Annotated in this window: 24 protein-coding genes and 1 rRNA gene; 18 read left to right on the plus strand and 7 right to left on the minus strand. The window is 39.3% G+C overall.

Features of this window, described 5'->3' with window-relative positions; translation table 11 throughout:
• Positions 1–103, plus strand: a 5S ribosomal RNA gene (gene rrf / locus JKP71_RS09215); the annotation flags it as partial.
• Positions 104–171: 68 nt separating this feature from the next.
• On the opposite strand, the gene recX is transcribed toward rrf, so the two are convergent.
• On the minus strand, positions 172–984 hold the full coding sequence (gene recX, locus JKP71_RS09220) for a recombination regulator RecX (protein ID WP_200407778.1): 813 nt from the start codon (positions 982–984) through the stop codon (positions 172–174).
• 117 nt (positions 985–1101) lie between these two features.
• On the opposite strand from recX, the gene rlmD reads away from it, so the two are divergent.
• From rlmD to JKP71_RS09250, 6 genes are all read left to right on the plus strand, one after another.
• Positions 1102–2649, plus strand: a complete 1548-nt coding sequence (gene rlmD / locus JKP71_RS09225; RefSeq protein ID WP_200407779.1) for a 23S rRNA (uracil(1939)-C(5))-methyltransferase RlmD — start codon at positions 1102–1104, stop codon at positions 2647–2649.
• 138 nt (positions 2650–2787) lie between these two features.
• Positions 2788–3297 (plus strand): GNAT family N-acetyltransferase, encoded by a 510-nt coding sequence (locus JKP71_RS09230; protein ID WP_200407780.1) that lies wholly within the window; start codon positions 2788–2790, stop codon positions 3295–3297.
• Entirely contained in the window at positions 3297–3641 is a 345-nt protein-coding gene (locus tag JKP71_RS09235) for an MmcQ/YjbR family DNA-binding protein (RefSeq protein WP_200407781.1), read from the plus strand. Before JKP71_RS09230 ends, JKP71_RS09235 begins: the two co-directional genes overlap by 1 nt.
• Positions 3642–3649: 8 nt before the next feature.
• Complete coding sequence (locus JKP71_RS09240; RefSeq protein ID WP_075526266.1) at positions 3650–3898, plus strand: DUF1912 family protein; 249 nt, start codon at positions 3650–3652, stop codon at positions 3896–3898.
• Positions 3899–4314: 416 nt separating this feature from the next.
• Positions 4315–4971, plus strand: coding sequence for a FusB/FusC family EF-G-binding protein (locus tag JKP71_RS09245; RefSeq protein ID WP_200407782.1), 657 nt, complete (start codon positions 4315–4317; stop codon positions 4969–4971).
• Positions 4972–5226: 255 nt separating this feature from the next.
• Positions 5227–7878 carry a valine--tRNA ligase gene (locus JKP71_RS09250; RefSeq protein WP_200407783.1) on the plus strand — a complete coding sequence of 884 codons (2652 nt, stop codon included), beginning with the start codon at positions 5227–5229 and terminating at the stop codon, positions 7876–7878.
• A 143-nt stretch (positions 7879–8021) separates the two neighbouring features.
• Here the strand turns inward: JKP71_RS09250 and JKP71_RS09255 are convergent, their stop codons facing one another.
• Positions 8022–8540, minus strand: a complete 519-nt coding sequence (locus tag JKP71_RS09255) for an HXXEE domain-containing protein (protein WP_200407784.1) — start codon at positions 8538–8540, stop codon at positions 8022–8024.
• A gap of 80 nt (positions 8541–8620) precedes the next feature.
• The gene (locus JKP71_RS09260) at positions 8621–8956 is read right to left on the minus strand and encodes a winged helix-turn-helix transcriptional regulator (RefSeq protein ID WP_200407785.1); all 336 of its coding nucleotides are present in this window, start codon (positions 8954–8956) and stop codon (positions 8621–8623) included.
• A gap of 168 nt (positions 8957–9124) precedes the next feature.
• On the opposite strand from JKP71_RS09260, the gene JKP71_RS09265 reads away from it, so the two are divergent.
• Complete coding sequence (locus JKP71_RS09265) at positions 9125–9970, plus strand: NAD(P)H-binding protein (protein ID WP_200407786.1); 846 nt, start codon at positions 9125–9127, stop codon at positions 9968–9970.
• Positions 9971–10003: 33 nt separating this feature from the next.
• Here the strand turns inward: JKP71_RS09265 and JKP71_RS09270 are convergent, their stop codons facing one another.
• Positions 10004–10507, minus strand: a complete 504-nt coding sequence (locus JKP71_RS09270) for a YkgJ family cysteine cluster protein (protein ID WP_200407787.1) — start codon at positions 10505–10507, stop codon at positions 10004–10006.
• Between the two features lie 310 nt (positions 10508–10817).
• On the opposite strand from JKP71_RS09270, the gene JKP71_RS09275 reads away from it, so the two are divergent.
• On the plus strand, positions 10818–12164 hold the full coding sequence (locus JKP71_RS09275) for a glucose-6-phosphate isomerase (RefSeq protein WP_200407788.1): 1347 nt from the start codon (positions 10818–10820) through the stop codon (positions 12162–12164).
• A 130-nt stretch (positions 12165–12294) separates the two neighbouring features.
• Here JKP71_RS09275 and JKP71_RS09280 read toward each other — a convergent pair whose 3' ends face one another.
• On the minus strand, positions 12295–12732 hold the full coding sequence (locus JKP71_RS09280) for an OsmC family protein (protein WP_200407789.1): 438 nt from the start codon (positions 12730–12732) through the stop codon (positions 12295–12297).
• 153 nt (positions 12733–12885) lie between these two features.
• Between JKP71_RS09280 and JKP71_RS09285 the strand changes: the two genes are divergently transcribed.
• The 5 genes from JKP71_RS09285 (at position 12886) to JKP71_RS09305 (ending at position 17619) form a co-directional block, all read left to right on the plus strand.
• Positions 12886–14136 carry an MDR family MFS transporter gene (locus JKP71_RS09285; RefSeq protein ID WP_200407790.1) on the plus strand — a complete coding sequence of 417 codons (1251 nt, stop codon included), beginning with the start codon at positions 12886–12888 and terminating at the stop codon, positions 14134–14136.
• Positions 14137–14173: 37 nt separating this feature from the next.
• Positions 14174–15403 carry an MDR family MFS transporter gene (locus JKP71_RS09290; protein ID WP_075526257.1) on the plus strand — a complete coding sequence of 410 codons (1230 nt, stop codon included), beginning with the start codon at positions 14174–14176 and terminating at the stop codon, positions 15401–15403.
• Positions 15404–15498: 95 nt separating this feature from the next.
• Positions 15499–16038, plus strand: coding sequence for a 16S rRNA (guanine(966)-N(2))-methyltransferase RsmD (gene rsmD / locus JKP71_RS09295; protein WP_200407791.1), 540 nt, complete (start codon positions 15499–15501; stop codon positions 16036–16038).
• A 65-nt stretch (positions 16039–16103) separates the two neighbouring features.
• Positions 16104–16604, plus strand: coding sequence for a pantetheine-phosphate adenylyltransferase (gene coaD / locus JKP71_RS09300; RefSeq protein ID WP_200407792.1), 501 nt, complete (start codon positions 16104–16106; stop codon positions 16602–16604).
• Positions 16588–17619 carry a SepM family pheromone-processing serine protease gene (locus tag JKP71_RS09305; protein ID WP_200407793.1) on the plus strand — a complete coding sequence of 344 codons (1032 nt, stop codon included), beginning with the start codon at positions 16588–16590 and terminating at the stop codon, positions 17617–17619. The genes coaD and JKP71_RS09305 overlap by 17 nt, the downstream gene beginning before the upstream one ends.
• A gap of 46 nt (positions 17620–17665) precedes the next feature.
• Here JKP71_RS09305 and adhE read toward each other — a convergent pair whose 3' ends face one another.
• Both adhE and JKP71_RS09315 read right to left on the minus strand, forming a co-directional pair.
• Positions 17666–20377, minus strand: a complete 2712-nt coding sequence (gene adhE, locus JKP71_RS09310) for a bifunctional acetaldehyde-CoA/alcohol dehydrogenase (protein WP_200407794.1) — start codon at positions 20375–20377, stop codon at positions 17666–17668.
• A gap of 216 nt (positions 20378–20593) precedes the next feature.
• Complete coding sequence (locus JKP71_RS09315) at positions 20594–21619, minus strand: lactonase family protein (RefSeq protein ID WP_075526252.1); 1026 nt, start codon at positions 21617–21619, stop codon at positions 20594–20596.
• A 546-nt stretch (positions 21620–22165) separates the two neighbouring features.
• Here JKP71_RS09315 and rpsB point away from each other — a divergent pair.
• The 4 genes from rpsB to JKP71_RS09335 all read left to right on the plus strand — a co-directional run bounded on the left by rpsB (position 22166) and on the right by JKP71_RS09335 (position 26721).
• On the plus strand, positions 22166–22933 hold the full coding sequence (gene rpsB / locus JKP71_RS09320; RefSeq protein ID WP_075526251.1) for a 30S ribosomal protein S2: 768 nt from the start codon (positions 22166–22168) through the stop codon (positions 22931–22933).
• Between the two features lie 113 nt (positions 22934–23046).
• A complete protein-coding gene (gene tsf / locus JKP71_RS09325) occupies positions 23047–24075 on the plus strand; it encodes a translation elongation factor Ts (protein ID WP_200407795.1) in 1029 nt (342 codons plus the stop codon).
• A 179-nt stretch (positions 24076–24254) separates the two neighbouring features.
• Positions 24255–25985, plus strand: coding sequence for a septation ring formation regulator EzrA (gene ezrA / locus JKP71_RS09330; protein WP_075526249.1), 1731 nt, complete (start codon positions 24255–24257; stop codon positions 25983–25985).
• 244 nt (positions 25986–26229) lie between these two features.
• The gene (locus tag JKP71_RS09335) at positions 26230–26721 is read left to right on the plus strand and encodes a sigma-70 RNA polymerase sigma factor region 4 domain-containing protein (protein WP_075526248.1); all 492 of its coding nucleotides are present in this window, start codon (positions 26230–26232) and stop codon (positions 26719–26721) included.
• The last annotated feature ends 121 nt before the right edge of the window (positions 26722–26842 follow it).

Genomic DNA, 26842 nt, shown 5'->3' on the forward strand with positions numbered 1-26842 from the left:
GCGATGGAGATACACCTGTTCCCATGTCGAACACAGAAGTTAAGTCCATCTACGGCGGAAGTACTTGGGGGTTGCCCCCTGGGAGATAGGCGAGTGGCCAAGTGAACTTAAGGAGCTATGGCTCCTTTTTTTATACGTTTGATTGAAAAAGCTCAGAAATTCTGAGCTTTTTTAGTTATCATCTTCGAAGGTAAAATCGCGTAGAGCACGTTCCACATCGCTGTAATCGTAGCCTTTTCTCAAGAGACTTGCGATAATTTTTTGTTTTCTTTCGTACCCTTCATAATTTCGGTTATATCTTTTTGCTACTTTTTCAAGCTCGTCATACAAGAGCTCTGCTTCATGTTCTTCATCACTGGATAGCTCTAAACTTTCTAACGCAATCGAGCTTACAGAATAGTTGAATCCTTTGTTCATGAGATGTTGGATAATTTTCTGTTGTAACTGATGAAGGGTAAGTCGATGGCCTGAACTCCGTACGAGTTTTTCTGCTAATTTATATGCTACATCAATTTGGTCTTCTTCAGTATAAATTTCACTTATTACTTCGTCGCTTAATTCGTTTGCAATTCCTTTCAAACCTAACTTTTGTTTGATTTGATATGGGCCAGCGCTCGCCATGGAAATTTTTCCCCTGATAAAGTTTTCGGCATAAGCTCGATCATTGACCAAATGGTTTTCTGATAGGACTGTCAGTATTTCTTCAATTTGTTCTGAGTTTATTTCATGTTCTTGTAAGTATTTTTTAACTTCGTAAGCGGTGCGCATCTTGAAAGAAAGAAAGTAGAGGGCTAGTGATTTGCCTTGAGCGAATTGATCAAAGCGTTGTATTTCTAAGAGTTCGTCATCTTCTATAATCTTGTCAACACTCAAGAAGAAATGGACAATGGTATCTTCGCAAACATAGAGTTTATTTTGATCTAATTCAGCAAGATCTACCCGATAGAGTCGTTTCAATTTTTTTATTGCGGTAATTTTTCCCATGTCTCTATTATATACGAAAAGTAAGGGGATTTGTCACTGACAGATTGGTCAGTAAATTTTAAAGGATTATTGGCGATAGAGCGTTCAAAATGCTGGCTTTTATGGTATAATCAGAACATGATAAATTTAAAAATAGGACAAAAAATTCAACTCGAAATTGAGCGGATGGGAATTAATGGGGAAGGGATTGGCGTCATTTCAGGACGACTTGTTTTTATTCCTTACGCGCTTCCAGGGGAAGAAGTTTTAGTTGAAATTACTGAAAATGCTAGAAATTTTAGTCGAGCAAAATTGGTTAAAATTAATAAAAAGTCTCCAAATCGCGTGAAACCCCAAGATAGAGCGTATCATGAAATGAGTCAATCTCACATCATGCATCTTTCTTATCCCATGCAATTGGAATTTAAGCGTGATGTTTTGCGTCAGGCCTTAGAAAAATATAAGCCAGCTGGTTGGCACAATTATGAATTGCGTGCAACTTTGGGAATGGAAAACACACTTGGCTACCGCAATAAATTGCAGTTCCAAGTGCGTCGTTTGAATGATGGTACAGTAATTGCAGGCCTCTATAAAGAGGGGACACATCATTTGGTAAATCTGGAGAATTGTTTAGTGCAAGATCCGAAAACCCAAGAAATTATCAATCACATTTGCCGTTTGATTGAAAAATTTGATTTACCTGTATATGATGAACGTAAAATCGGCGGTATTCGTACGGTCATGGTTCGTCGTTCACAAAAAACAGGTGAAGTACAAATTATTTTTGTGACTTCAACACCAATTATTTTGGACGGACAAGTTTGGCCTGAATTACGTGAAGAACCTTCAAAACGTCAAAAAAATTCTTTTGTTAAATTTGATAAAATGTTGTCAGCACTGACAGAAGAATTTGAAGAAATTGTGACGGTTGCGGTCAATTTCCATCCAAGAAAAACCAGTGAAATCTATGGCGAACGCACACAGATTTTGTTCAATGAAAAAGAAACAATTACCGAAGGTGTTTTGGATTATGAATTTGAATTAAGTCCTCGTGCTTTCTATCAATTGAACTCTGAGCAAGCCAATGTACTTTATGGTGAAGCAGTTAAGGCGTTGAATCCTAAAAAAGATGACCGTGTCATTGATGCATATTGTGGTGTAGGTACGATTGGTTTTGCCGTGGCTAAAAAAGTAAAATCAGTTCACGGGATGGATATTACACCAGAATCAATTTTTGATGCGCGTGAAAATGCTAAACGTTTGGGGCTTAAAAATTGCCACTATGAAATTGGTAAAGCTGAGCGAATTATTCCAAACTGGAACAAATCTGGGCATAGAGCAACTGCAATGATTGTTGACCCACCACGTACGGGGCTTGATGATGCCTTGCTTGAAACAATTACTAAATTCCCACCGGAAAAAATGGTTTATGTCAGCTGTAACGTTTCAACTTTGGCAAAAGATTTAGTGGTTTTGGCCAATTATTACAAAGTAGAATACATCCAATCAGTGGATATGTTCCCACATACAGCAAGAACTGAAGCCGTTGTTAAATTGACAAAACGTGATGAACCTTTGAAAATTGTTAAATTTGAACATTTGGAAGAAGAACGTAAAGCTGAAGCTTTTGCTAAAGGTAAAAAACGGGGACGTCGTCCGCAAAAATATGGTAAATACAGTAAATAAGCTTACTGACAAATTGGTCAGCTCCTGATCAAGCATACCTTGATATGTGCGTTCAACACACAGAGCCGTCAAAATTGCTGACGGCTCTGTCCTGCTTATTTTATGTTAAAATAAAGAAAATAAACAGGAGTTGAGCAAATGATTTATTTAAGACAAGCAGGTCCTAAAGACCTAAGAGCAATCATGGCTATTATTCAAGAAGCGCGCCTATTTTTGGCAAACTCAGGTAGTGATCAGTGGCAAGGTATATATCCAGCAGTGGCTGATATTGAGCATGATTTTGAACAAGCACAAGGGTATGTCTTAGTGGTAGATCAGGTGATTGCAGGATACTGTGCTTTAATCCCCGGCGAAGATCCTGCTTATACTCAGATAAAAAACGGGGCATGGTCGAATCCAAACTTAGATTATATTGCGATACATCGTATTGCTTTAGCCGATGCCTTTCGTGGAAGATCTCTTACTCGGTATTTGTTCACGGCTATTTTTAGTTTGATGTCTGCACAAGGTTATCGTGATTTTCGTGTGGATACTCATCCGTTAAATCAGGTGATGCAACGAGTTTTTGAGCGTGAGGGGTTCATCCAAAAAGGGTTGGTGGAGATTGAAGGGGATCGTCTGGCTTACCAACTTGAAGTGGAGAAGTGATGAATAAGCAAGCACTCATTGACTTTGCCTTAAATCTGGGGCCAACTTTTGCAGATACACCCTTTAAAAAAATGGAAAAGCGAACGCCAACTCTTGTTATACGTCACTTAAAAAATAAAAAAATCTTTGCATTTATTTCTGAACGTGGCGATGATTTGATCGTAGCAGTCAAGCTAAATCCAGAGGTAGCCCTAGAATTGCGAGAGTTTTTTGCAGATGTCACCCCGGCTTTTCACATGAATAAAATGCACTGGTCGGATATCCGGATTGGCGGGGATGTAGCAGATGAGCAAGTCTATAAAATGATTGAAAACAGTTATGATTTAACCAAACCAAAGCGATAGAGGTAAAAATGAATTACGAACAAAAATTTTTGAAAGATTTTGAAGAATGGGTGGACCAACAAGTTCAAATTTCTGAACTTGCCATGAAAGCAGCTGAAAAGATCGGTACAGAAGATGGTAAAAAAGAAGCACAAGAAGCTGCCATTCGCTATGAAAGTCGTCTGGACGCCTACCAATTCTTGCAAGGGAAATTTGAAAACTACAAAAATGGGAAAGATTTCCATGACGTTCCAGATTTTGGAACAAAAACATTTTAATTAATAATTGAATTCGGCCTCCTTGAAGTGAGTGAAAATGTGATTCGCCTTGCAACTTTAGTTGCTTAGAGCGAATGGACAGCATAGGCCACATAGTGGCATGGATAGAGAAAATGGAACCTGTGCTTTGCACAGAACCGCATCTTCCTAATTTTCATAACTTCAAAGCAGTCGGGCTCACATCTTAAGGAGATTCCAATGAATTTTAAGAAGATGGTTGGTAATCAAGTGCGAGTAAGAGCTCTCGCTTAGATTACCGCAAAGTCTTATTTCTTTGCGGATAAGAACAAATTGAGTTCACCCTCCTTGAAGTGGATAAAAATAGACAAAATGGAACCTGTGCCTTGCACAGAACCACATTTTCCTAATTTTCATAACTTCAAAGCAGTTGGGTTCACATCTTAAGGAATAAGAAAATGTTAAAACCATATGAATATAATCGAATTAAATACCTGACCTTTGACCTCGTCAATGTCTACCACTCTGTCAATGATAAATCGACGGTTGAGGCAGTTTATGCCCAAGTCGCCACAGAAATTTTGCAAATCGCTGAAAATGCTGACAGCTCCATCAGTGAAAATAAACTGTCTGTAAAAGTTGCGATTCAAGAATACTTATCAGCCATTGATCATCCTAAATTATCCAGAGAACACGCTGAAAAATTACTGACAGAACTTAAAACTTTAGTCGAAGCTTTTCATTTACCGAGCGAAGCTCAAATGAAAAAAGCTTTCAAAAAAGTTAAAAAGTTAAAAATTCCAGCGACAAGTCAATGGGATTTACGTGATGTCACTTACTTTGCTTGGAATGAAGTTTCAAGTAATCGAAAATATCTTTTGACCGCTGACGGGCGTGGTTTCTATGGCAGTATCTCTGGTAGCATGAAAAATATCTGTGCCATTTGCCAAAAAACAAGTATTGTCACTCAATTTTTAGCGACAACAAAAAGAGGTGCTGATGGCACTTATACTAAAAATGGTACCTATATTTGCTTAGATTCTGAACAATGTAATCAGCAAATTCAAGCCAAAGAAGGTTTAGAACACTTTTTAGAAATCATCAAAGAAAAGTAAAAATTTAGAAGTATCTTGTAAAAAAACAAGAATTCTGCTAAAATAAAAACAAGTTGACGAGGAGTAATAAAGCAAGACTTATAGAGAGAACACGGCCGGTGAAAGTGTTCAGTCAAACTTTATGAAGGTTGCGTCATTTCAAGAAAATTAAGGCATAAAATGAGTGTCGTCAATTGACGAAAATCAGGTGGTACCGTGCGGAAGCACCCTGGAGAATAAATCAGGGTGCTTTTTTTGTACCCAAAGGAGACTAACATGACAAACGAACTATCAACAAAATTCAATCCCACAGAAGTAGAAGCGGGACGCTACGAAAAATGGTTGGCTGCGGGTGTTTTTGAGCCGGGTTCTAATGGCTCAACGTCAGAATCACACCCTTATAGCATCGTTATTCCGCCACCAAATGTGACCGGAAAACTCCACTTGGGTCATGCTTGGGATACAACGTTACAAGACATCATCATTCGCCAAAAACGGATGCAAGGTTTTGATACGCTTTGGTTGCCAGGAATGGACCATGCGGGGATTGCCACTCAAGCAAAAGTTGCTGCCCGTCTTGCCGAAGATGGTATTTTACCACAGGACCTTGGACGTGAAAAATTCCTTGATAAAGTTTGGGAGTGGAAAGATGAATATGCTGCAACCATCAAGGAACAATGGGGCAAAATGGGGATTTCTGTTGATTATTCTCGTGAACGTTTTACTCTTGATGAAGGCCTTTCACAAGCGGTTCGTAAAGTTTTTGTCCAACTTTATAATAAAGGTTGGATTTATCGTGGCGAAAAACTCATCAACTGGGATCCAAAAGCGATGACTGCTTTGTCAGACATTGAGGTCATTCACAAAGAAATTGATGGGGCTTTTTACCACATCACTTACCAAATTGAAGGAAGTGATGAGTTTGTTGAAATCGCCACAACACGTCCAGAAACTTTCCTTGGTGATACGGCTGTTATCGTCAATGAAAAAGATGAGCGCTATAAACATTTAGTGGGCAAAAATGTTATCTTACCAATCATTAATCGTGTCATTCCGATTTTGACAGACGACCATGCTGATATGGAAAAAGGAACTGGGGTTGTAAAAATTACACCTGCTCATGACCCTAATGACTTTGAAGTTGCGATGCGTCATGATTTGCCAATGATTAACATGATGAACAATGACGGAACCATCAATGAAAATGGTGGAAAATATGAAGGACTTGACCGTTTTGAAGCCCGCAAACAAATTGTTGCTGACCTCAAGGAATTGGGGCAGTTGGTTGATATAAAACCAGTCCGCCATGAAGTTGGGCACTCAGAGCGAACAGGAGTGGTTGTTGAACCACGTTTATCAACACAATGGTTTGTCAAAATGGACGAATTAGCTAAAAACGCCATTGCTAATCAAGCGACAGAAGATGCCGTAGAATTTTATCCGCCACGTTTCAATGATACGTTCATGCAATGGATGGAAAATGTGCATGATTGGGTTATTTCACGTCAACTTTGGTGGGGACATCAAATTCCAGCTTGGTATAACGAAGCGGGTGAAATGTATGTTGGTGAAGAAGCGCCTGAGGGAGAAGGGTGGACACAAGATGAAGATGTGCTCGATACTTGGTTTAGTTCAGCTTTGTGGCCATTTTCAACAATGGGTTGGCCAGATGAAAACTCAGCAGACTTCAAGCGTTATTTCCCAACAAGTACCCTTGTCACAGGTTATGATATTATCTTCTTCTGGGTTTCACGCATGATTTTCCAATCTTTAGAGTTCACAGGCAAAGCACCATTTCACAATGTTTTGATTCATGGTTTGATTCGTGACGAAGAAGGACGTAAAATGTCTAAATCACTCGGTAACGGAATTGACCCAATGGATGTGATTGAAAAATACGGAGCTGATGCACTCCGTTGGTTCCTATCAAATGGTTCTGCACCAGGACAAGATGTACGTTTCTCTTATGATAAAATGGATGCCGCTTGGAATTTCATCAATAAAATTTGGAATGTTTCACGTTATATTTTGATGAATGCAGAAGATGTCAGCGCTGATGCTGTTTCTTCGGCTTTGACAAAAGTTGCAAATCAAACTGCTGGTAATGTCACTGACCGTTGGATTTTGACACGTTTGAATGATACAGTTGAGCGCGTGACTGAACAAATGGATAAATTTGAATTTGGTGTCGCTGGTCATATTCTTTACAATTTCATTTGGGATGAGTTTGCAAACTGGTATTTGGAATTAACCAAAGAAGTTATGTTTGGTGAGGATGAAGCTGAAAAAGACATTACACGTGCAGTATTGCTCCATGTTTTAGATCAAGTTTTACGTCTATTACACCCAATTATGCCTTTCTTCACTGAAGAAATCTTTGAAAAATTACCAAATACTTCTGGTTCAATTGTTGTTGCCGAATATCCAAAAGTACGTCCAGAATTTAATGATGATAAGGCAAGCGAAGGTGTGGCGATGTTAATTGAATTAATTACAGCCGTTCGTAATATTCGTGCTGAGGTTAATACCCCATTGTCTAAACAAGTGCCAATCTTCATCAAGTCTGAACAAGCGGAATTTTTGAACTCTGTTGCTCCTTATATCACACGTTTTGCTAACCCGTCAGAGCTTGTTATTGCAGAAGAAGTTGTGCTTGATGAGCAAGCGATGACTGCTGTTATCACAGGGGCTGAGCTCTTCTTACCACTCAAAGGTCTGATCAACATTGAAGAAGAAATTGCTCGACTTGAAAAAGAACTTGCTAAATGGCAAAAAGAGTTAGATTTAGTGAATAAAAAATTGGGTAATGAACGTTTTGTTGCGAATGCTAAAGCAGAAGTTGTTCAAAAAGAAAAAGATAAATTAGCCGATTATCAAGAAAAATTCGATACGGTGAAAGCTCGTATTGCAGAATTGAAAGAAAACTAAGAAAAAATCACTGACCTGTCCGTCAGTGATTTTTTCTTGTTTGAATGTTAATGACAGAACCATCAGAAAAACTGGTGGTTCTTTTAACCGTTGATCTAAAGACTTCTGTTGATCACGTTGAACGGATAAAACTGTTAGTAACTTTATTGATAAATATTTTCGACAAAATATTCTAAGGGTTTAGCTAAACGGTGAATGAGTAGCAAATTGACTCCGAACACAATGAGTGATATTAAAGAACTGAAGGCAATCATTCCCCAAGGTTGAGGGTGAGCTTGGAAAAATTTGAAAAGTAAAGTAAGATTCAAAATAAAAGTAATCAGGGCAGTGGGAGATCCGGGTGTGAAAAATTTGGCTCTCAGTGAATCAGTGATATGACTAGCCAAGTGAATGATGTTTGCAATGATGAAACCTGCTAATAACCCAGGTAAATTCAGCCAAATGCCAAGTAAGCAGAGGAGAAAAATAAGAGTAAATTCTTCAGCGATTTCAAAAGCAATGACAGCTGTGGAAGGATAAGACTTTGAACCACCGCGCGTCCATAGATTTGGGCGACTCCTTGATTTTTCAGATTTCAGCCAACTTCTTACGAAAATAATTTCATCAAATTCGTGAATCATAAATAAAGAAATAGCAGTGAATGCAAGAAAACTGATTGACATAGCAGTGCCTCCTAACTATGACTATTTTAGCACTTTTGGAAGTTGGTAGTGAATGAAAATTGAATATTTCTGTTCTTATTTCAACCCATTTTGCTGATTTCTTTTTTATAAAGATTTCCCCAAGCTGCCATCGTATCATGGATTGGTTTGAGGGTTCTTCCAAGTTCTGTCAGTGAATATTCAACACGAGGGGGCACTTCTGCATAGACCTCACGATGAACTAGCCCGCTTTCTTCGAGGGCACGTAAATGTTGGGTCAAAACTTTTTGTGAAATATGTCCAACTGAACGTTGAAGTTCGCCAAAGCGCATGGTTTTTTCTAATAAGTCACGGACAATAAGCATTTTCCAGCGGTCGCCCATCAAAACAAGTGCTGTTTCAACAGGACAATCTGGAAGTTCAGAAATTTTTTTCATTTTTTTATTACCTCAAATCGTTGGTATTATACAATAGTATCTAAAAGGGGAGTATCTAACTTTAAAGTGCTTACTTTACAGATAAGCAGTACAATGTTATTATACATTTATAGAGCAGAAAAAGCAAACTGCTTGGAAATTTTAAAACAAAATAATGGAGGATTTAACATGAAATATTTAGTAACAGGTGCGACAGGAGGATATGGTACTTATGCACTCGGAATTTTGAAAGAATTGGTCCCAATTTCTGATATTGCGGTTTTGGCTCGCACAGAAGAAAAAGCAGCCCCACTCAAAGCGGCAGGCTACGATGTACGTTTGGCAGATTATTCAGATCTAACAGCTTTAGAACAAGCCTTCACAGGAATTGACCGTTTGCTTTTTGTTTCAGGAGCGCCGGGAAATCGTCAAGTTGAGCACCAAAATGTGGTTGATGCAGCCAAAAGTGCTGGTATTTCTTATATTGCTTATACAAGTTTTCCTCAAGCAGAAAGGGCAACAAGTGACTTAGCTGCTGACCACATCTATACTGAAAAGGCGATTGAAAAATCAGGAATTGCCCATACCTTTTTACGTAATAACTGGTACCTTGAAAATGAGCTGCCAATTATTGCTGCTGCACTTTCAACTGGGAAATTTGTTTACAATGCACCAACAGGTAAAGTGGGCTGGGCTTTGAAACGTGAATATGCAGAAGTTGGAGCAAAAGCACTTGCTGGAGCAGATTTTCCAGAAATTTTGGAGCTTTCAGGAAAAAGATTGACTTACGCAGAGCTTGCTCAAGTCCTCAAATCAGTTTCTGATAAGGATTTTGAAGTGATTGTCGCTGATGACAAAACTTTTGTCAGTCATTTAGTTGAAACTGGACTCCCAGATTTTGTAGCAGAACTTTTCCTCGGCTTCCAAAAAGATATTGAAGCAAAAGATTTAGATGTGGAATCTAAAGATTTTGAAAAAGCCTTGGGACATTCACTGACGGATACAAAAGAAGCTTTGAAAGAGATTTTGGCCTAATAAAAAAATTACTGACAGACCCGTCAGTAATTTTTATTTGAGTCGATAAGATAATTTCTCAACAAATTCATAAGCAGCTGGACAGTAAAGGGTATTTTTTATCGTTAAATTGTTGATTTGATAAATCTTTTTACGGTCAGTATGCGGAAATTCACGGCAAGCTTTCGGACGAACTTCATAAATGCTGCACAGATTATCACTTCCCAAAAACGGACAGGGCATGGTTTGAAAAACTTTATCACCGTCTTCGTCAGTTCGCAGATAGCTCGCTTCAAAGTCTCCAACTTTCATGCGCAGATGTTTTGCGACGCGTTCAATATCGGCTTCGGTCCAAAGGGGGCCCAAGGTTTTACAACAATTAGCGCAAGTGGTGCAGTCGATTTCGGTGAAGACTTCTTCATGGATTTCTTTCACTATTTTATCTAATTGTTTGGGTGGTTTTTTGGCCAATCCTGCGAGGAATTTACGATGGCTTTTTTGCTTTTGTTGGGCGAGATTTTTATAATGATCAAGGTCGATTTCAAATGTGTATTTCATTGTACTTATTTTAGCAAAAAACAGTTACAAAGATGGATTATTCTCTCGTCAAAAAGATTTGACACTTCCTTTATAAGAAGTTCCTCAATAGCCTTGGTCAGTCAATTTTAAGGAAAGTTTTCCAGAAAATTAGCCCAAAGATAAAGAAAATGGAAAAGCTAACAAATAAGCGCTTACACAAGGCTTAGTATTGTTAAAAAGGCGAAAAAGTGATAAAATGAACTAGAAAATTGGAAGAGAAGATGATCCTAAAATCGTCCTCTCTTCAATAGCTCATTCTTGCATGTGCAAGAAATTGAAAGGAATCAAAATGGCTCATATTAAATTTGACTATTCAAAACTCACTCCATTTGTAGCTGACAATGAATTGGACGAAATCCAATGGCAAATCGACGGTGCTGATAAATTGCTCCGTGAAGGAAAAGGTGCTGGTTCAGACTTTATCGGTTGGCTCGATCTTCCAGAAGATTATGATAAAGAAGAATTTGCTCGTATTCAAAAAGCAGCAGAAAAAATCAAATCTGACTCAGAAGTCCTCATCGTTATCGGTATCGGTGGTTCATACCTCGGTGCACGCGCAGCTATCGATTTCTTAAACAACAGCTTTGTGAACTTGCAAACTGCTGAAGAACGTAAAGCACCACGCATTCTTTATGCTGGTAACTCTATTTCTTCATCTTACTTGGCTGACCTTGTTGATTATGTTGCAGACAAAGATTTCTCTGTCAATGTCATCTCTAAATCAGGGACAACAACAGAACCAGCAATTGCTTTCCGTGTCTTCGAAGAAATGCTCGTTAAAAAATACGGTCGTGAAGAAGCAAACAAACGGATTTACGCAACTACTGACAAAGAAAAAGGTGCGGTAAAAGTTAATGCTGACGCAAACAACTGGGAAACTTTTGTTGTTCCAGATTCAGTTGGTGGACGTTTCTCAGTATTGACAGCTGTTGGACTTTTGCCAATCGCCGCTTCAGGTGCTGATATCACAGCTTTGATGGAAGGTGCTAACGCTGCGCGTAAAGAATACACTTCTACAAATGTTCGTGAAAACGACGCTTACGCCTATGCTGCCCTGCGCAACATCCTTTACCGTAAAGGTAAATTCTCAGAAATCTTGATCAATTACGAACCAAGCCTTCAATATTTCTCAGAATGGTGGAAACAATTGGCAGGTGAATCAGAAGGGAAAGACCAAAAAGGAATTTACCCAACTTCAGCTAACTTCTCAACAGATCTCCACTCATTAGGTCAATGGATTCAAGAAGGAACACGTACTGTTTTTGAAACAGCAATCCGTATTGAAAAACCACGTAAAAACATCAACATTCCAGAACTTGACGCTGACCTTGATGGACTTGGCTACTTGCAAGGTAAAGATGTGGACTTCGTTAACAAAAAAGCAGCTGACGGCGTGCTTCTTGCTCACACTGACGGAAATGTGCCAAACATGATTGTGACATTGCCTGAACAAGACGAATTCACACTTGGCTATGCGATTTACTTCTTTGAACTTGCTATCGGTATCTCAGGTTACTTGAACGGCATCAACCCATTCAACCAACCAGGTGTTGAAGCTTACAAGAAAAATATGTTCGCGCTTCTTGGTAAACCAGGATTTGAAGAACTCGGTGCAGAATTAAATGCCCGTCTTTAATAAGGACAGAAAATAAAAGAAAAAATTACTGACCGATTGGTCAGTAATTTTTTTGGCTCATTTACAAAACTTTCTGGGATGCGCTTCTGCTGACCAGCCGATCAGTAATCGATTTTTCCTTGACAAACGGTTAGTCCCACTCATGTACCAACTGAAAATTCACATTTTCAGAATTTCCCAACAGTTTAGCAACAGGACAGCGCGCTTCAGCCAATTGAAACATGGCTTGAGCGCGTTTTTCATCCACTTTTTCCGTTAGGGGGATAAAGACGGTGACGTCGATTAGAAACTTCAAGCCTTTGGTATCAGGAGCCTGATAGACATCCACTTGAACTTTACTTTGATGCTCCAATTGGTTCTTTTTAGCAATAGATTCGAGGGTGGCATTTAAACAAGTCGCCAAGGCCAGACCAAGAAATTTTTCTGGATTTCCTGTTGGCTCAGCAAGCGAAGGGGAAGAAATCGGGTAAGTTTCAGCATTCTTAATATAAGAAACTCCGTTTACACCAGTCTCGTTAATTGCAGTAGTGTGGTAAGTAGCTGTAGGGTGTGATTTAAGTTGTGACATAAAAACCTCCTGAGATGTGATACTTCTATTTTATGCTATTTGAGCTAAAATTTTAAAAATCCTGCCTGTGGCTTTCTTGCTATCTAGTTTTTAGTGTGTATTTGTGCTACAATTATACATAAATTAGAAAATTAGAAACTTTAAGGAACGGCTATGAAAGAATTTTGGAATTTAGATAAAAATTTACAACTCCGCTTAGGAATTGTTTTTTTAGGTGCTTTCTCTTATGGTACCGTCTTTTCCTCAATGACCATCTATTATAACCAATATCTCGGTAGCGCCATCACTGGTGTGTTATTAGCTTTATCTGCTGTCGCTACTTTTGTGGCAGGTCTTTTAGCAGGTTTTTTTGCTGATCGTCAAGGGCGTAAGCCGGTCATGGTAGTTGGCACGCTTATCCAATTTGGCGGAGCAATCTTAGCTATTTTAGCCAATCTCCCTGGCCATATCAATCCTTGGCTCACTTTCTTAGCCTTTTTGTGCATTAGTTTTGGTTATAATTTTGTGATTACAGCAGGAAATGCAATGATTATTGATGCCTCTAATGCTGAAAATCGAAAAATAGTTTTCTTACTAGATTACTGGGCGCAAAATTTATCCGTTATTTTAGGTGCTGCTCTGGGGGCTTGGCTATTTAGACCGGCTTTTGAAGCATTATTAGCTATTTTGCTTGTGACAGTGCTCGTTTCTTTCTTTTTGACCACCTTTGTAATGACTGAAACTTTTAATCCTGTAAAACATTCAGAAGATGGTGAACCGCTAGCCAAGGAGAATATTTTTCAAGCTTATCGCACAGTGGTAAAAGATCGTACCTACATGGTATTTATGACAGCGAGTATCGGCACCACTTTTATTATTATGCAATTTGACAATTTTTTACCTGTTCATCTGGCAAACAGTTTTCAGACAGTAACCTTTTGGGGATTCGAGATTTATGGTCAGCGAATGCTTACCATATTTTTAATCTTAGCGTGTGTGCTTGTGGTTGCTTTAATGACCACACTGAATCGATTCACTCAAAATTGGTCTCATCAAAAAGGTTTTGTGCTTGGTAGCCTCGGAATGGCGCTCGGCATGATCTTTGCCTTTTTGACAACGAGCTTTATTCCCATTTTTGTTGCTGGGATTATCTATACACTAGGAGAGATCATTTATACGCCTAGTGTTCAAACGCTAGGTGCTGACTTGATGCATCCAGATAAGATTGGGGCTTATAATGGGGTTGGTGCGGTACGTACGCCAATTGCTTCTGTCTTAGCAGGTCTGTTGGTCTCTGTTTCGCCTCTCATTCATGCTGCCGGTGTCTCGTTGGTTCTTGGAGTAGTAGAAATTTTCGCCATCGCCTTGGTGCACTATGCAGCCGTACGACATCAACGAGAAGTCGTGCGAGGACAACACGATTAATAAATAATAAAAATAAGATAAATAGGGATAAACTATAATGAAAGATTTTTTTGGATTACATCCTACCATCAAGCTTCGGCTGGTGATGAACTTTTTTGGCACGCTTTGCTTTAGTACAGTAGGTGGTTCTATGACGATTTACTATAACAAGTATATGGGGGCTGGTATTACGGGAATACTGCTGATTATCAGTTCGGTAATGGTTTTTTTAATTGGACTTTATGCGGGGCATTTGGCCGATTTAAGAGGGCGGCGTCCCATCATGCTTTTTTCTACTCTAATCACAGCCTTGGGCGCTGGGCTTGCCACCTATTCGAACTCCATGTTTTATTTTAATCCATGGACAACGTTTCTAGGTTTTTTAATTGTCAATTTTGGATTCGGTTTTTTTAATACAGCCAGTCAGGCAATGATTGTGGACCTCACAACTCGTCAAAATCGCCGCGTGGTTTATAGCATCCAATATTGGATTATCAATTTTGCGATCATGATTGGTTCAGGTCTATCAGGCTGGTTTTTCCGTGATCATCTGGTCTGGTTACTCCTTGCGATTACCTTAGAAGAAGTGGCAAGTTGCCTTGTTGTCTTCTTTTGGATCGACGAGTCTTTTGATCCAACTGTACAACATAAAAAGCAAGAAACTAATATCATTAAAGCGTATTTCACAGTGGCAAAAGATACGGTGTTTATGTATTATCTTTTTGCTTCCGTTTTTATTGCAATGATATTTAACCAGATTGATTATTATCTACCTGTTCACTTGAGCGATAGTTTCCGTTCCACTCGTATTTTAGGGCTTGAAATCTATGGGCAACGCATGTTGACGGTATTTTTAATGATCAATACTTTGGTGATTGTTCTTTTTATGAGCAAGGTAAATCATTTGACTAAAAATTGGTCTCGTAGTACGGGGATTGGGATTGGAATTGTTCTTCAAGGCGCGGGTTTCATTATTGCTTTTCTAGGAAGAAATCTGACTTGGGAAATCATCGCTGCATTGGTAGCAACGGTCGGTGAAATGATATTGGTTCCTTTCTCCCAGGCCCTACGTGCAGACTTAATGGAGGGAGATCAGGTCGGAACCTACACGGGAGCTTTTTCAGTGACGCAACCAATTGCTGCTGTCTTATCTGGAGTGCTGGTTTCTCTATCAAGCCTCTACGGCAATCTGGGGATGGCCTTTTTCATGTTAATCATCATTCTGCTGGGACTCTTTCCAGCACTACGTGCTATTCACATGCATGAGCGTTTCCCCAAAAGCCTTTAAACTCATCAATGAACAAGCCGAAACTTGTTCATTTTTTATAGGGAATAAAAGGTTAAATATTGTTGTTTTTGGTGTTATACGTTATAATTATTTTCATGAGAGTAGTTTCAGGTAATTATGGCGGAAGACCGCTCAAGACATTGGCAGGTAAAATGACACGTCCAACGACTGATAAAGTCAAAGGGGCGATTTTTAATATGATAGGTCCTTATTTTGAAGGCGGACGCGTGCTGGATCTGTATGCTGGATCAGGGAGCTTAGCTATTGAAGCCATCTCGCGAGGGATGGCGAAGGCGGTTCTGGTAGAAAAAGAACGGGCGGCACAGCAAGTCATCGCCGAAAATATCAAGATGACAAAGGAAGTGGAAAAATTTCAACTCTTAAAAATGCCTGCGGAGCGTGCGCTGACGATGCTGTCAGGAACTTTTGATTTGGTCTTGCTTGATCCACCCTATGCTAAAGAGCAAATTGTGAAAAATTTGAGTTTCCTACAAGCTAAAGGTTTATTAGCTGCTGAGGCGATTGTCGTCTGTGAGACGGATCACGCTGTAGAATTGCCCGAACAAATTGAGCAATTAGTTTTGAAAAAACAAAAGACCTATGGCATTTCCAAGGTGTCTATTTACATGTTCTGATTCCATAGACGGGATGGCAGCTTACTGACGGACTGGTCAGTTTTTTGAGAAAGAAAAGAGAAGTAATGACAGAAAAAATTGGACTTTTTACAGGAACTTTTGATCCCTTGACGAATGGTCATGTTGATATTATTCGACGGGCGAGTCAACACTTTGATAAGCTCTATGTGGGCATTTTTAAGAATGACCAAAAGCAGCCTCTTTTTCCCACAGCAAAACGTGTCGAAATGATCAAAACGGCACTGACAGAGCTGTCAGTAGGTACTAATATTGAAGTTATTACGCATCAACGTGATTTGACGGTAAATGTTGCTCAAAGACTTGGTGTAACAGCACTTGTCAGAGCTGTCAGAAATGCTCAAGATCTCGAATATGAGAAAAATATGTTTTACTTTAATTTTGAGATGTCTGGCATTGAAACGCTCCTGCTTATGGCTAAACCAGAACTGGAACCACTAAATTCGACACGGATGCGGGAGTTACATGCTTTTGGTCAAGACATCAGCCAGTGGGTGCCTAAAAATGTCAGTCGAGAGTTGAGGAAGTTAAATGAAAAAAACATCTAAAAAAATTAGCCGTAAGTTAAAATGGGGCTTACTCATCGCAGCACTCCTTGTGGTGATTGTCACACTTCTTTATCCCACTAAAAGTTATGTTGAGATGCCCGGAACCACAGAGCCGCTAGGAAAAATGGTTGAGGTTGAAGGTAAAAAGGACAAGCATGAGGGAGATTTCTTTTTGACTACGGTACAGATTGCGCGGGCAAACCTAGCAACGATAATTTATAGCCACTTTAATGGCTTTACAACTATTTATAGTGAAGAAGAAATGACTGGAGGACTTAATGATGAGCAGTTTAATCAGGTCAACCAGTATTATATGGAAACTGCCCAAAACACTGCAATTTATCAAGCTTTCAAACTGGCCAATCGTCCGTATCAACTGAAGTATGAAGGCGTCTACGTCCTGAGCATTGCCAAAAACTCTACTTTTAAAGGGGATTTGGAACTCGCAGATACTGTAACAGCAATCAACGGCAAACGTTTTGATTCGAGTACAGCAATGATTGATTATGTCTCCCAACAAAAAGTTGGCGATCCTGTGACCATTTCATATACTAGGATGGATGGAAGCAAGCACACCTCTACGGGAAAATACATCAAGCTTTCTAATGGTAAAACCGGGATAGGGATCGGTCTTGTGGATCATACTGAGGTAGTAACAGATCCTAAAGTAACTATCAATGCCGGCAGTATTGGGGGACCGAGTGCTGGGATGATGTTTACTCTAGAAATTTACAGCCAGCTCACAGGTAAAGATTTGCGGAACGGCCGTGAAATTGCAGGAACTGGAACGATTGAACACGATGGAACCATTGGCCAAATTGGTGGCGTTGATAAAAAAGTAGCCACAGCGAGTAAAGAAGGGGCTCAGGTCTTCATGGTACCAGACTCGGGTACCAAAAAAGAGAGCAGTAACAACTACTTAGCGGCAAAGGCTGCGGCAAAAAAATTAAAAACAAACATGAAAATCATCCCAGTAAAAACCATTCAAGATGCTTTAGATTATCTGGAAAAATAAAAAAGTTACTGACAGAGCTGTCAGTAACTTTTTATATGAGTTTTTTCTAATATTGATCCAACAACAATTGTTTAATCTCGTCAATGCGTGGTTGACGTGGATTAGCAGGAGTACATTGGTCATCGTAAACGAGATCAGCCAATTTATCAAGTTCACGTTCGAGATGGGCTTTATCAACACCATTTCCAGAAAGCGTGATGTTAATATCAATGCTATCAGTCAATTTCTTAAGTTCAGCAATTAAAGCTTGGACTGCGATTTCATCAGAATCCTCTTTACCAGCAAATCCCATGAAACGTGCAATTTCAGCGTAGTCTTCTTGAGCACGATAAGTTTCATAACGTGGGTAAGGGGTACGTTTAACGTTTCCTGTTACAGCGTTAAATTTGATGACGTGTGGCATCGCAATGGCAATAGCAAGACCGTGAGGCAATCCAAATTCACCACCAATTTTGTGTGCCAACGAGTGGTTAATACCGAGGAAAGCATTGGCGAAAGCCATACCAGCAAGCGTTGCAGCATTATGCATGTTTTCGCGAGCTTTTTGTCCTTCTTTAGTTGGATGAGCTGGGTCGTAGTGGTAAGACGCAGTCAAGTTTTCAAAGATGAGTTTAATGGCTTGAAGTGAGATTGGTTTTGTATAGTCAGAAGCCATAACAGAAACATAAGATTCAAGCGCGTGTGACATCGCATCAATACCAGACCAAGAAACCGTACGTTTTGGCACAGTCATAACGAACTCAGGGTCAACAATCGCTACTTGTGGTGTCAATTGATAGTCAGCAAGTGGGTATTTCACGTGCGTTTCATCGTCAGTGATAACGGCAAATGGTGTCACTTCAGAACCAGTACCAGAAGTAGTAGGGATAGCGACCATTTGTGCTTTATGGGGGTGGTAGAATTTGATAATCCGTTTACGAATATCCACGAATTTTTGAGCCAATTCTTGGAAGAGTTCTTTAAGGCTTGCATCATCAGAAAGGTCAGCTTCACCACGCGCATCATATTCATAAATCAAACGACCAATCTTACCAGCATCGAGAGCAGAACCACCCCCAAGACAGATGACCGTATCAGGTTCAAATTGTTTCATTTGACGGGCAATGGCAATGGCTTCGCTCAAAGTTGGGTCAGGTTGAACAGAGCCATAAATGCTTGTTTCAACTTGAGTTGGGCGGATAGCAAGTTGTTCCAAAACTTTATCAACGAAACCAAATTTAACCATACCAGGGTCAGCGACGATAAAAGCTTTGTGGACGTGTGGCAATTCTTGTAAGTAAGAAATTGCATTTTTTTCGTAGTAAATTTCTTTTGGCAAACGAACCCATTGTGGGCGATTACGACGTTTAGCCACTGTTTTAACATTCAATAGATCGTATGTACTCAAATTGTGTGAAAGTGAATTTTTCCCCCATGAACCAGTTCCAAGTGTAAGTGATGGACGCATTGCATCTGTATAGATATCGCCGACACCACCGATTGAGTCAGGTTGGTTGACGAGGATACGAGAAGCTTCGACTTTTTCACCATATTCTTTAACGAATGGATCATCCATCGCACCGATTTGAATTGCAGCATTGTGACCAGCACCTTGGTAAGCAAGTAAGCTACGAACGATTTCGATGCCTTCTTCACGTGTTTCTGCTTTGTAGAGTGAAAGGAGTGGAGAAAGTTTTTCAGATGAGAGTGCTTCGCCAATATTTTCTTTATCGAGTTCAAAGAGGAGAACATCTTTATCAGCAGGGACGTTTACGCCAGCTTGCTCAGCAATCCATTGACCAGACCGACCAGCAACAGGGCCAGTAACGCCGTAGCCTTCGCCAGCACGTTCAACGAAAACAAAGCTTTCGATGGCTTTATAGTCTTCTTTAGGAACCATGTAAGCACCTTGTGCTTGCATTTTAGCAACAAATTCATCATAGATAGAAGCGTCAATAACCGCTGAATTTTCAGTAGCGCAAATCATTCCGTTATCAAAACGTTTTGAAAGCAATAAATCTTCAACGGCACGTTCAATGTTTGCCGTAGCATCAACGTAAACTGCACCATTACCGGCACCCACACCAAGTGAAGGATTACCAGATTTGAGGGCGGCATTGACCATACCAGGCCCCCCTGTTGCGAGGATTGTTGCAATCCCACGATTTTGAATCAGCGCCGTTGTCATATCAAGACTTGGTACTTCAATCCATTGGATAAAGTTTTCAGGTGCGCCAGCATCAACGGCCGCATCGTAAACAATTTTTGCTGCATGCGAAGAACATTTTTGCGCTTGTGGATGGAAGGCAAAGACAATCGCATTGCGTGTTTTTGCGGTCAAGAGTGATTTGAAAATGGCAGTCGATGTTGGGTTAGTTGTTGGTACGATACCAGCAAGGACACCGAGTGGGCTTGCGATTTCGACCGAGCCAGCGACTTTGTTTTCAGCAATCACGCCAACAGTTTTGTCGTTTTTGATGGCGTTATAAACAGATTCAGAGGCAAAGTGATTTTTTGTATCTTTGTCTTCAACAACTCCACGACCAGTTTCATTGACGGCTTCGTGAGCGAGTTCAAGAGAGTGCTTACTTGCGGCAAGTGCCATAGCAGCAACGATTGTATCAACTTGAGTTTGTGTATAACCTTCAAATTTAAGAACAGCTTCATGTGCTTTTTTGACTAAATTATCAGTATAAGCGACAGCTTCTTGGAATTTTGCGGCTTTTTCTTCCGCAGTCAGGACTTTCTTAACAGCTGGAGCAGCTTTTTTAGTTGCCATATTTCTAGATTTCTCCTTTGTGATATAATTCACTTATCTTTACGTGAATATTTTAACAAACTTCTGAAAACTTGTCAAATATTTTGTGAAAACTTTTACAATTTATAGAATACATCGTTCTAGAACTTTGTGGTAGAAGCTCTTTTATAAAAAAACGCCAACCCATTTCTGGGTTGGCACTCTTTATATATAAATGAATCCATTCCGAATCACCTGTTATACTGGAAGCACACAAGTCATTTCTGGAGCGTAGAAATCTTTTTGTTCAAGTGTTAAGCGCCCTGTTTCTTTGTCTCTTGAAAACAGGCTGAGGTTATCAGAGTTTTGGTGTGCAACAATCAGGAAATCTTCTGTTTGGTTAAGATTGAAATCCCGTGGGAAGTCTCCCTCTGTCTCCACCCAACCCTCAGAAGTCAGTTTTGTTCCCAAAGGGCTGACCTTATAAAGGGCGATAGAGTTATGTCCGCGATTTGAAACATACAAGAATTTACCATCTTTACTAATGCGGATAGCTGCTACCCCATTATGTTGATGATAGTTCTCTGGAAGAGTAGAAATAGTCTGTAAACGTGCAAATCGACCGCGTTCTTCATTGTAACTCAAGACTTCGATAGTAGAGTTCAACTCTCCAACCAAATAAGCAACTTTTCCGTTTGGATGGAAAGTTAAGTGGCGAGCACCCATTCCTTTTTCGGCACGGTAGATTGTCACAATATTCAATTTTCCTTCGCCAAGTACATCATAGACTGTGACTTCATCTGTACCTAAATCACAAGTAACTAGTCTGCCATCAGGTGTCAGATCGGCGTAATGGACATGTGCACTACTTTGTTCAGGACGTGGTCCAGAACCAGTATGTTTGACTGTATCTGTTAATTTGAGGGCGCCATCGCCTTGAATTTTATAAACACGAATTTCGCCAAGGTGGTAATTCGCACCGTAAACCAGCTGGCGTTTCTCATCAACAGCTACATAACAAAGGGGAGCGCCAGTTGAGGTCACGTTACCTAAAGGAGTGGCCACATCACCATCAAAATCAAAAGCTGCTACACCGCCACCGTTACCATCAGCGGCACAAGTATAGAGGTGTCCCGCTGTATCTAATGTGATATAAGTGGGATTTTGCACTGCTGCCACTTCGCTTAAATTTGATAATTCAGCTTTCTTTTTATCTAAAAGGACACTATAAACACCTGTAGATTTGCGTTTTGTATAACCGCCTAAGAGGATTTTTTCTTTCATGTTTTTCTCCTTAATCTATTATATTATATATTCTATTTTATCACAAAAAAGCGGTTACAGTGAAAAATATTAATTTTTTCTTAGAAAAAATTTACTGATGGTGCTGTCAGTAAATGTTATCGTGTAAGAGAAGGATTACGTTGATAAGTGACGGGAAATTCGACCTGTCAAAAGCTAAACACCAGGAAGTGAGAGAACCTTAAGACCACTTGTGGACAATGTCTGCAGGAGATTACTTTTTGATAAACTTATGATCTTGAATTTCCAAAATGTTCTCAGAAGCGATGCTATTCATTAAACTAAACAAGATACTTAGCTAAGTAACGCCCAGCTTGAAGAAAAGAAAGTTGATTGATAGTTTTGTCAGTAAAAATATGCTTGCAAATGAAGCCGAAACAGTGTATAATTAAAAAGTTGCTATGTGTAGAAAATTTTACGGTAGTAACCATCTCGCATTTTATCTGGACAAAGTCGTAGTGTACGCAAGTATTGCGGCGGCGGATGATAGGTAAAAGAGGAAAAACTATTTTAAAAGGAGACATACTCATGTCAGTTATTTCAATGAAACAACTCCTCGAAGCTGGTGTACACTTTGGTCACCAAACGCGTCGTTGGAATCCAAAAATGAAACCATACATCTTCACAGAACGTAATGGTATCCACGTTATCGACCTTCAAAAAACTGTAAAACTTGTTGACGATGCTTACAACTATGTAAAAAATGCTTCACAAGAAGGTGCAGTAGTACTCTTTGTTGGGACTAAAAAGCAAGCCGCTGAAGCAGTTAAAGAAGAAGCTCTTCGTGCTGGTCAATACTACGTTAACCATCGTTGGTTGGGTGGGATGCTCACTAACTGGAACACTATCCAAACCCGTGTAGCTCGCCTTAAAGAAATCAACAAAATGGAAGAAGAAGGAACTTTCGAAGTTCTTCCTAAAAAAGAAGTTGTACTCTTGAACAAAGAACGCGAACGCCTTGAAAAATTCATCGGTGGTATCGCTGATATGCCTCGTATCCCAGATGTAATGTACATTGTTGACCCACATGCTGAACAAATCGCAGTTAAAGAAGCTAAAACTTTGGGAATCCCAGTTGTAGCTATGGTCGATACAAATGCAGATCCAGAACCAATCGACGTAGTTATTCCTGCAAATGATGATGCTATCCGTGCTGTTAAATTGATTACAGCTAAAATGGCAGATGCAATCATCGAAGGCCGTCAAGGTGAAGATGCAGCAGAAGACTTTGTAGCCGAAGAAGCAGCTTCAGAAGAATCTCTTGAAGAACTTGCTGAAATCGTCGAAGGTAAATAAGTCGACTCATTAAATTAAGTGATTACTACAGGCGAGGCCTTACGCCTCGTCTGTTTTTTAAAATAAAAAACTACCAAAACTTTGGTAAAAAAATGATATAGGAGATTTACAAAATGGCAGTAACAGCAGCTCAAGTAAAAGAATTGCGTGAAAAAACTGGTGCAGGTATCATGGATGCCAAACGTGCCCTTGTTGAAACTGATGGAAATATGGAAGCGGCCGCAGAACTCCTTCGTGAAAAAGGAATTGCAAAAGCAGCTAAAAAAGCTGATCGTGTAGCTGCTGAAGGCCTCACAGGAATTGCAGTAAATGGTAATGTAGCAGCCCTTGTTGAGTTGAACTCTGAAACTGACTTTGTTGCAAAAAATGACCAATTTGTAGCGTTAGTTAAAGAAGCTGCAGAACTTATTGCTGCAAACAAACCAGCTAACAATGAAGAAGCTTTAGCAATCCAAACTGCTTCAGGAGTAACCCTTGAACAAGAGCTTGTTCAAGCAACAGCTACAATCGGAGAAAAAATCACTTTCCGTCGTTTTGTTGTTATCGAAAAAGAAGCTGCTCAACACTTCGGTGCTTACCAACATAACGGTGGTAAAATTGGAGTTATCACAGTGCTTGAAGGTGCAGATGAAACATTAGCTAAACAAGTTTCTATGCATATCGCTGCAATGAATCCAACAGTTCTTTCTGCTGATGAGCTTGATGAAGAATTTGTAAAAACTGAATTGGCACAAATGAACCACAAGATCGATGAAGACAATGCAAGTCGTGTTCTCGTTAACAAACCTGAATTGCCACATCACGAATACGGTTCTAAGAGTCAATTGACTGAAGAAGTTCTTGCAAAAGCAGAAGCGGATTTCAAAGAAGAACTTAAAGCTGAAGGAAAACCTGAAAAGATTTGGGATAAAATCTTGCCAGGTAAAATGGCTAAATTCATTGTTGATAATACAAAAGTGGATCAACAATTTGCTCTTCTTGCTCAACTTTATATCATGGATGATAGCAAAACAGTTGAAGAATTCCTTGACTCAAAAGGCGCAAAAGCTATCTCATTTGCACGTTTTGAAGTGGGTGAAGGAATCGAGAAAGCAGAAAGTGATTTCGCAGCAGAAGTTGAAGCTGCTAAAGCTGGACTTTAAACCTTGAAAACAGCCGAAGGCTGTTTTTTTATTTAGAACGATATAAAATGAGAAAAGAATTTAGAGACAAGCTGAAAAAATAGTGTATTTATTTCACTCAATATGCTATAATTATATTTGAGATTTTCTATCTAAATAAACCTATCCCTAAGTAATTAAAACATTTTATGGAGTAAAGCATGTCAAGTACTGTCATTATCCTCATTGTAGCATTAGTAGTTGTTATCATCGGTTTCTATGTTTTCGCAATTTTGATGCGTAAAAAGACCGAAGATCGTATATTAGAATTAGAAGAAAGAAAAGAAACTCTTTTTGACTTACCAGTTCAAGAGGAGATAGATGCAGTTAAAAAAATGCATCTTGTTGGACAATCCCAAACTATTTTCCGCGAATGGAATCAAAAATGGATTGATTTGTCCTCGAATTCTTTTGCTGATTTGGAGAACCATATTTTTGAGGCCGAACAGTTAAATGATTCATTCCATTTTTTCCGAGCACGCGAATCTGTCGCAGATAGTGAAGCACAAATAGAATTGATGGAAGAAGAAGTTCAGGGGATTCGTCAAGGTGTTGATCAACTTGTGGAGCAAGAAAAACGTAATTCAAATAAAATTCAAGAATCGCTAGATTTGTATGATAACCTTCGAAATGACATTACAGATAATGCTGATTTGTATGGAAGTGTCATCACTGAGCTCGAAAAACATCTTGCAAATATTGAGACTGAGTTTTCACAATTTGTTACTTTAAACTCAACAGGGGATCCGATTGAAGCGGCAGAGGTTTTAGAAACCGCTGAAGAACATACGATTGCTTTAAGAGCTATCACAGAACAAATCCCTGCCTTTATATCCAAAATAGATAAAGAAATTCCTAAGCAACTTGAAGAACTTCAAGAAGCATGTGACAAATTTATTGAAGATGATTACGTTTTACCTGAAAGCATCAACCTGGATGACAAGATGAATGAGTTGCATCAACATCTTGTTGAAAGCAATGCTCTTTTAGAACAATTTGAGCTTGATCGAGTTGAAACTGAGTTAGCACTTATTCAAGAAAAAGTAGAAGAAATTTATGCTATTTTTGAAAAAGAATATGCTGCTCGTCGCAATGTCGAAAAACGTTCTACAGTACTTCGTGAATATATCGAACATATTCGGGTCAATAATAAGAATCTACTTCTCGAAATCGATCATGTGACACAAGCCTATGTTTTATCAGGCAATGAAAAAGGTTATGTTCGAGGCTATCAGGAGCACTTAGAAGCTTTAGAATCAGATGTTGATGAGATCATGGAAAGTATTGAAGGCAAGAAACTTCCCTATTCAGTACTTTCACGCAGAGTGAACTCCGTCGTGAGTGCACTTGAAGAAATGGAAAAAAATCAAATCAAAATCAGTAATACGCTGACGGGACTCAAAGATGAAGAACGGGCGGCGCAAGAAATTGCAGATCGATTTGACTCAGAGCTTCGCACCATAAAACGTTATGTTGAGAAGAGAAACCTTCCAGGTTTGCCCAAAGATTATCTCGATTTATTCTTCACTACAGGTGACCGTGTACAAAATCTTTTTAAAGAGTTAGGGCGTGTGAGAATTAATATTGATACCATTAATCACCTGGTAGATGTCAGCACAGAAGATATGCATGTTTTGAAAGAAGCAACAACGAATATGACTGATCATGCTGTATTAGCAGAGCAGTTAATCCAGTATGCGAATCGCTATAAGGCTTCGAATGAACAGGTTGCTCAAGGTATCTCTCGAGCACTACAACTTTTTGAAAGAGATCGTGATTATGATGGTTCCTTTGATGAAATTTCTAAGACTTTAGAAATAGCTGAACCAGGAGCGGCTTCAAGAATCTCTGGGGTTTACTTCAAGACAAAACAAACACCAGATTATCTTTAAAATATAGAAAACTCAGGGAAACTTTTTCTCTGAGTTTTTGCATATTATTAGTCTAAGAGGAGTGAAAGCAGTATAATATAAGAAAGTAGACGTGAATATGGGGAATGTCGTATAGAAAGGAGAAAAATGGATATTCCTAAAAATAACCCACCTCCCCGAATTTGAGCGGGGAAGTCATCCGCCCTCCTGATTTTCGCGAATGTTTTAGACAATTTATTGGACATAGAATATAGGGAGTTAACATATGGATGACATTCAAGAAAAATACGGTTTAGAATTCAACGAATTATTCTCTGAGATGCGGCCGATAATTTATAAATTGATGAAGCAATTGCACATCAACACATGGGATTACGATGATTACTTCCAAGAGGGAATGATTACACTACATGAATTGCTGCAGAAAATTACAAATTTAGATCATGTACATACGAAATTTAAAGTGGCTTACCATCAGCACTTAATTGACGAAATTCGCCATATTAAAGCACGAAAAAGAGGTTTTGATCAGCTCCATCCGATCAATGTTTACGACTGCGCAGATTGGATTGGCTCAAACCTTGCTACACCTGAAAGCGAGATAGTTTTCAACCATCTACTAGAAGAAGTTTATGATAAACTTTCAACACACTATAAAGAACTGCTGGTAAAGCAAATGCATGGAGAGCATCTTACGAGAATGCAGAAGTATCGTTTAAAGGAAAAAATTAAAGCGATATTATTTGATGAAGACTAACCGTAACTGAGCAGGCCTCTTCAATTGAGAAGAGGCCTTTCTTTTTGAAAAAAGATTGCTTAAGGTAAAGTGAGTCGTGGCATACAAAGCAAACGGATACAAAGAATTCAAAAGCGAACGA

This window comes from Lactococcus taiwanensis (assembly GCF_014905395.1).
In the GTDB taxonomy this organism is placed as follows: domain Bacteria; phylum Bacillota; class Bacilli; order Lactobacillales; family Streptococcaceae; genus Lactococcus; species Lactococcus taiwanensis.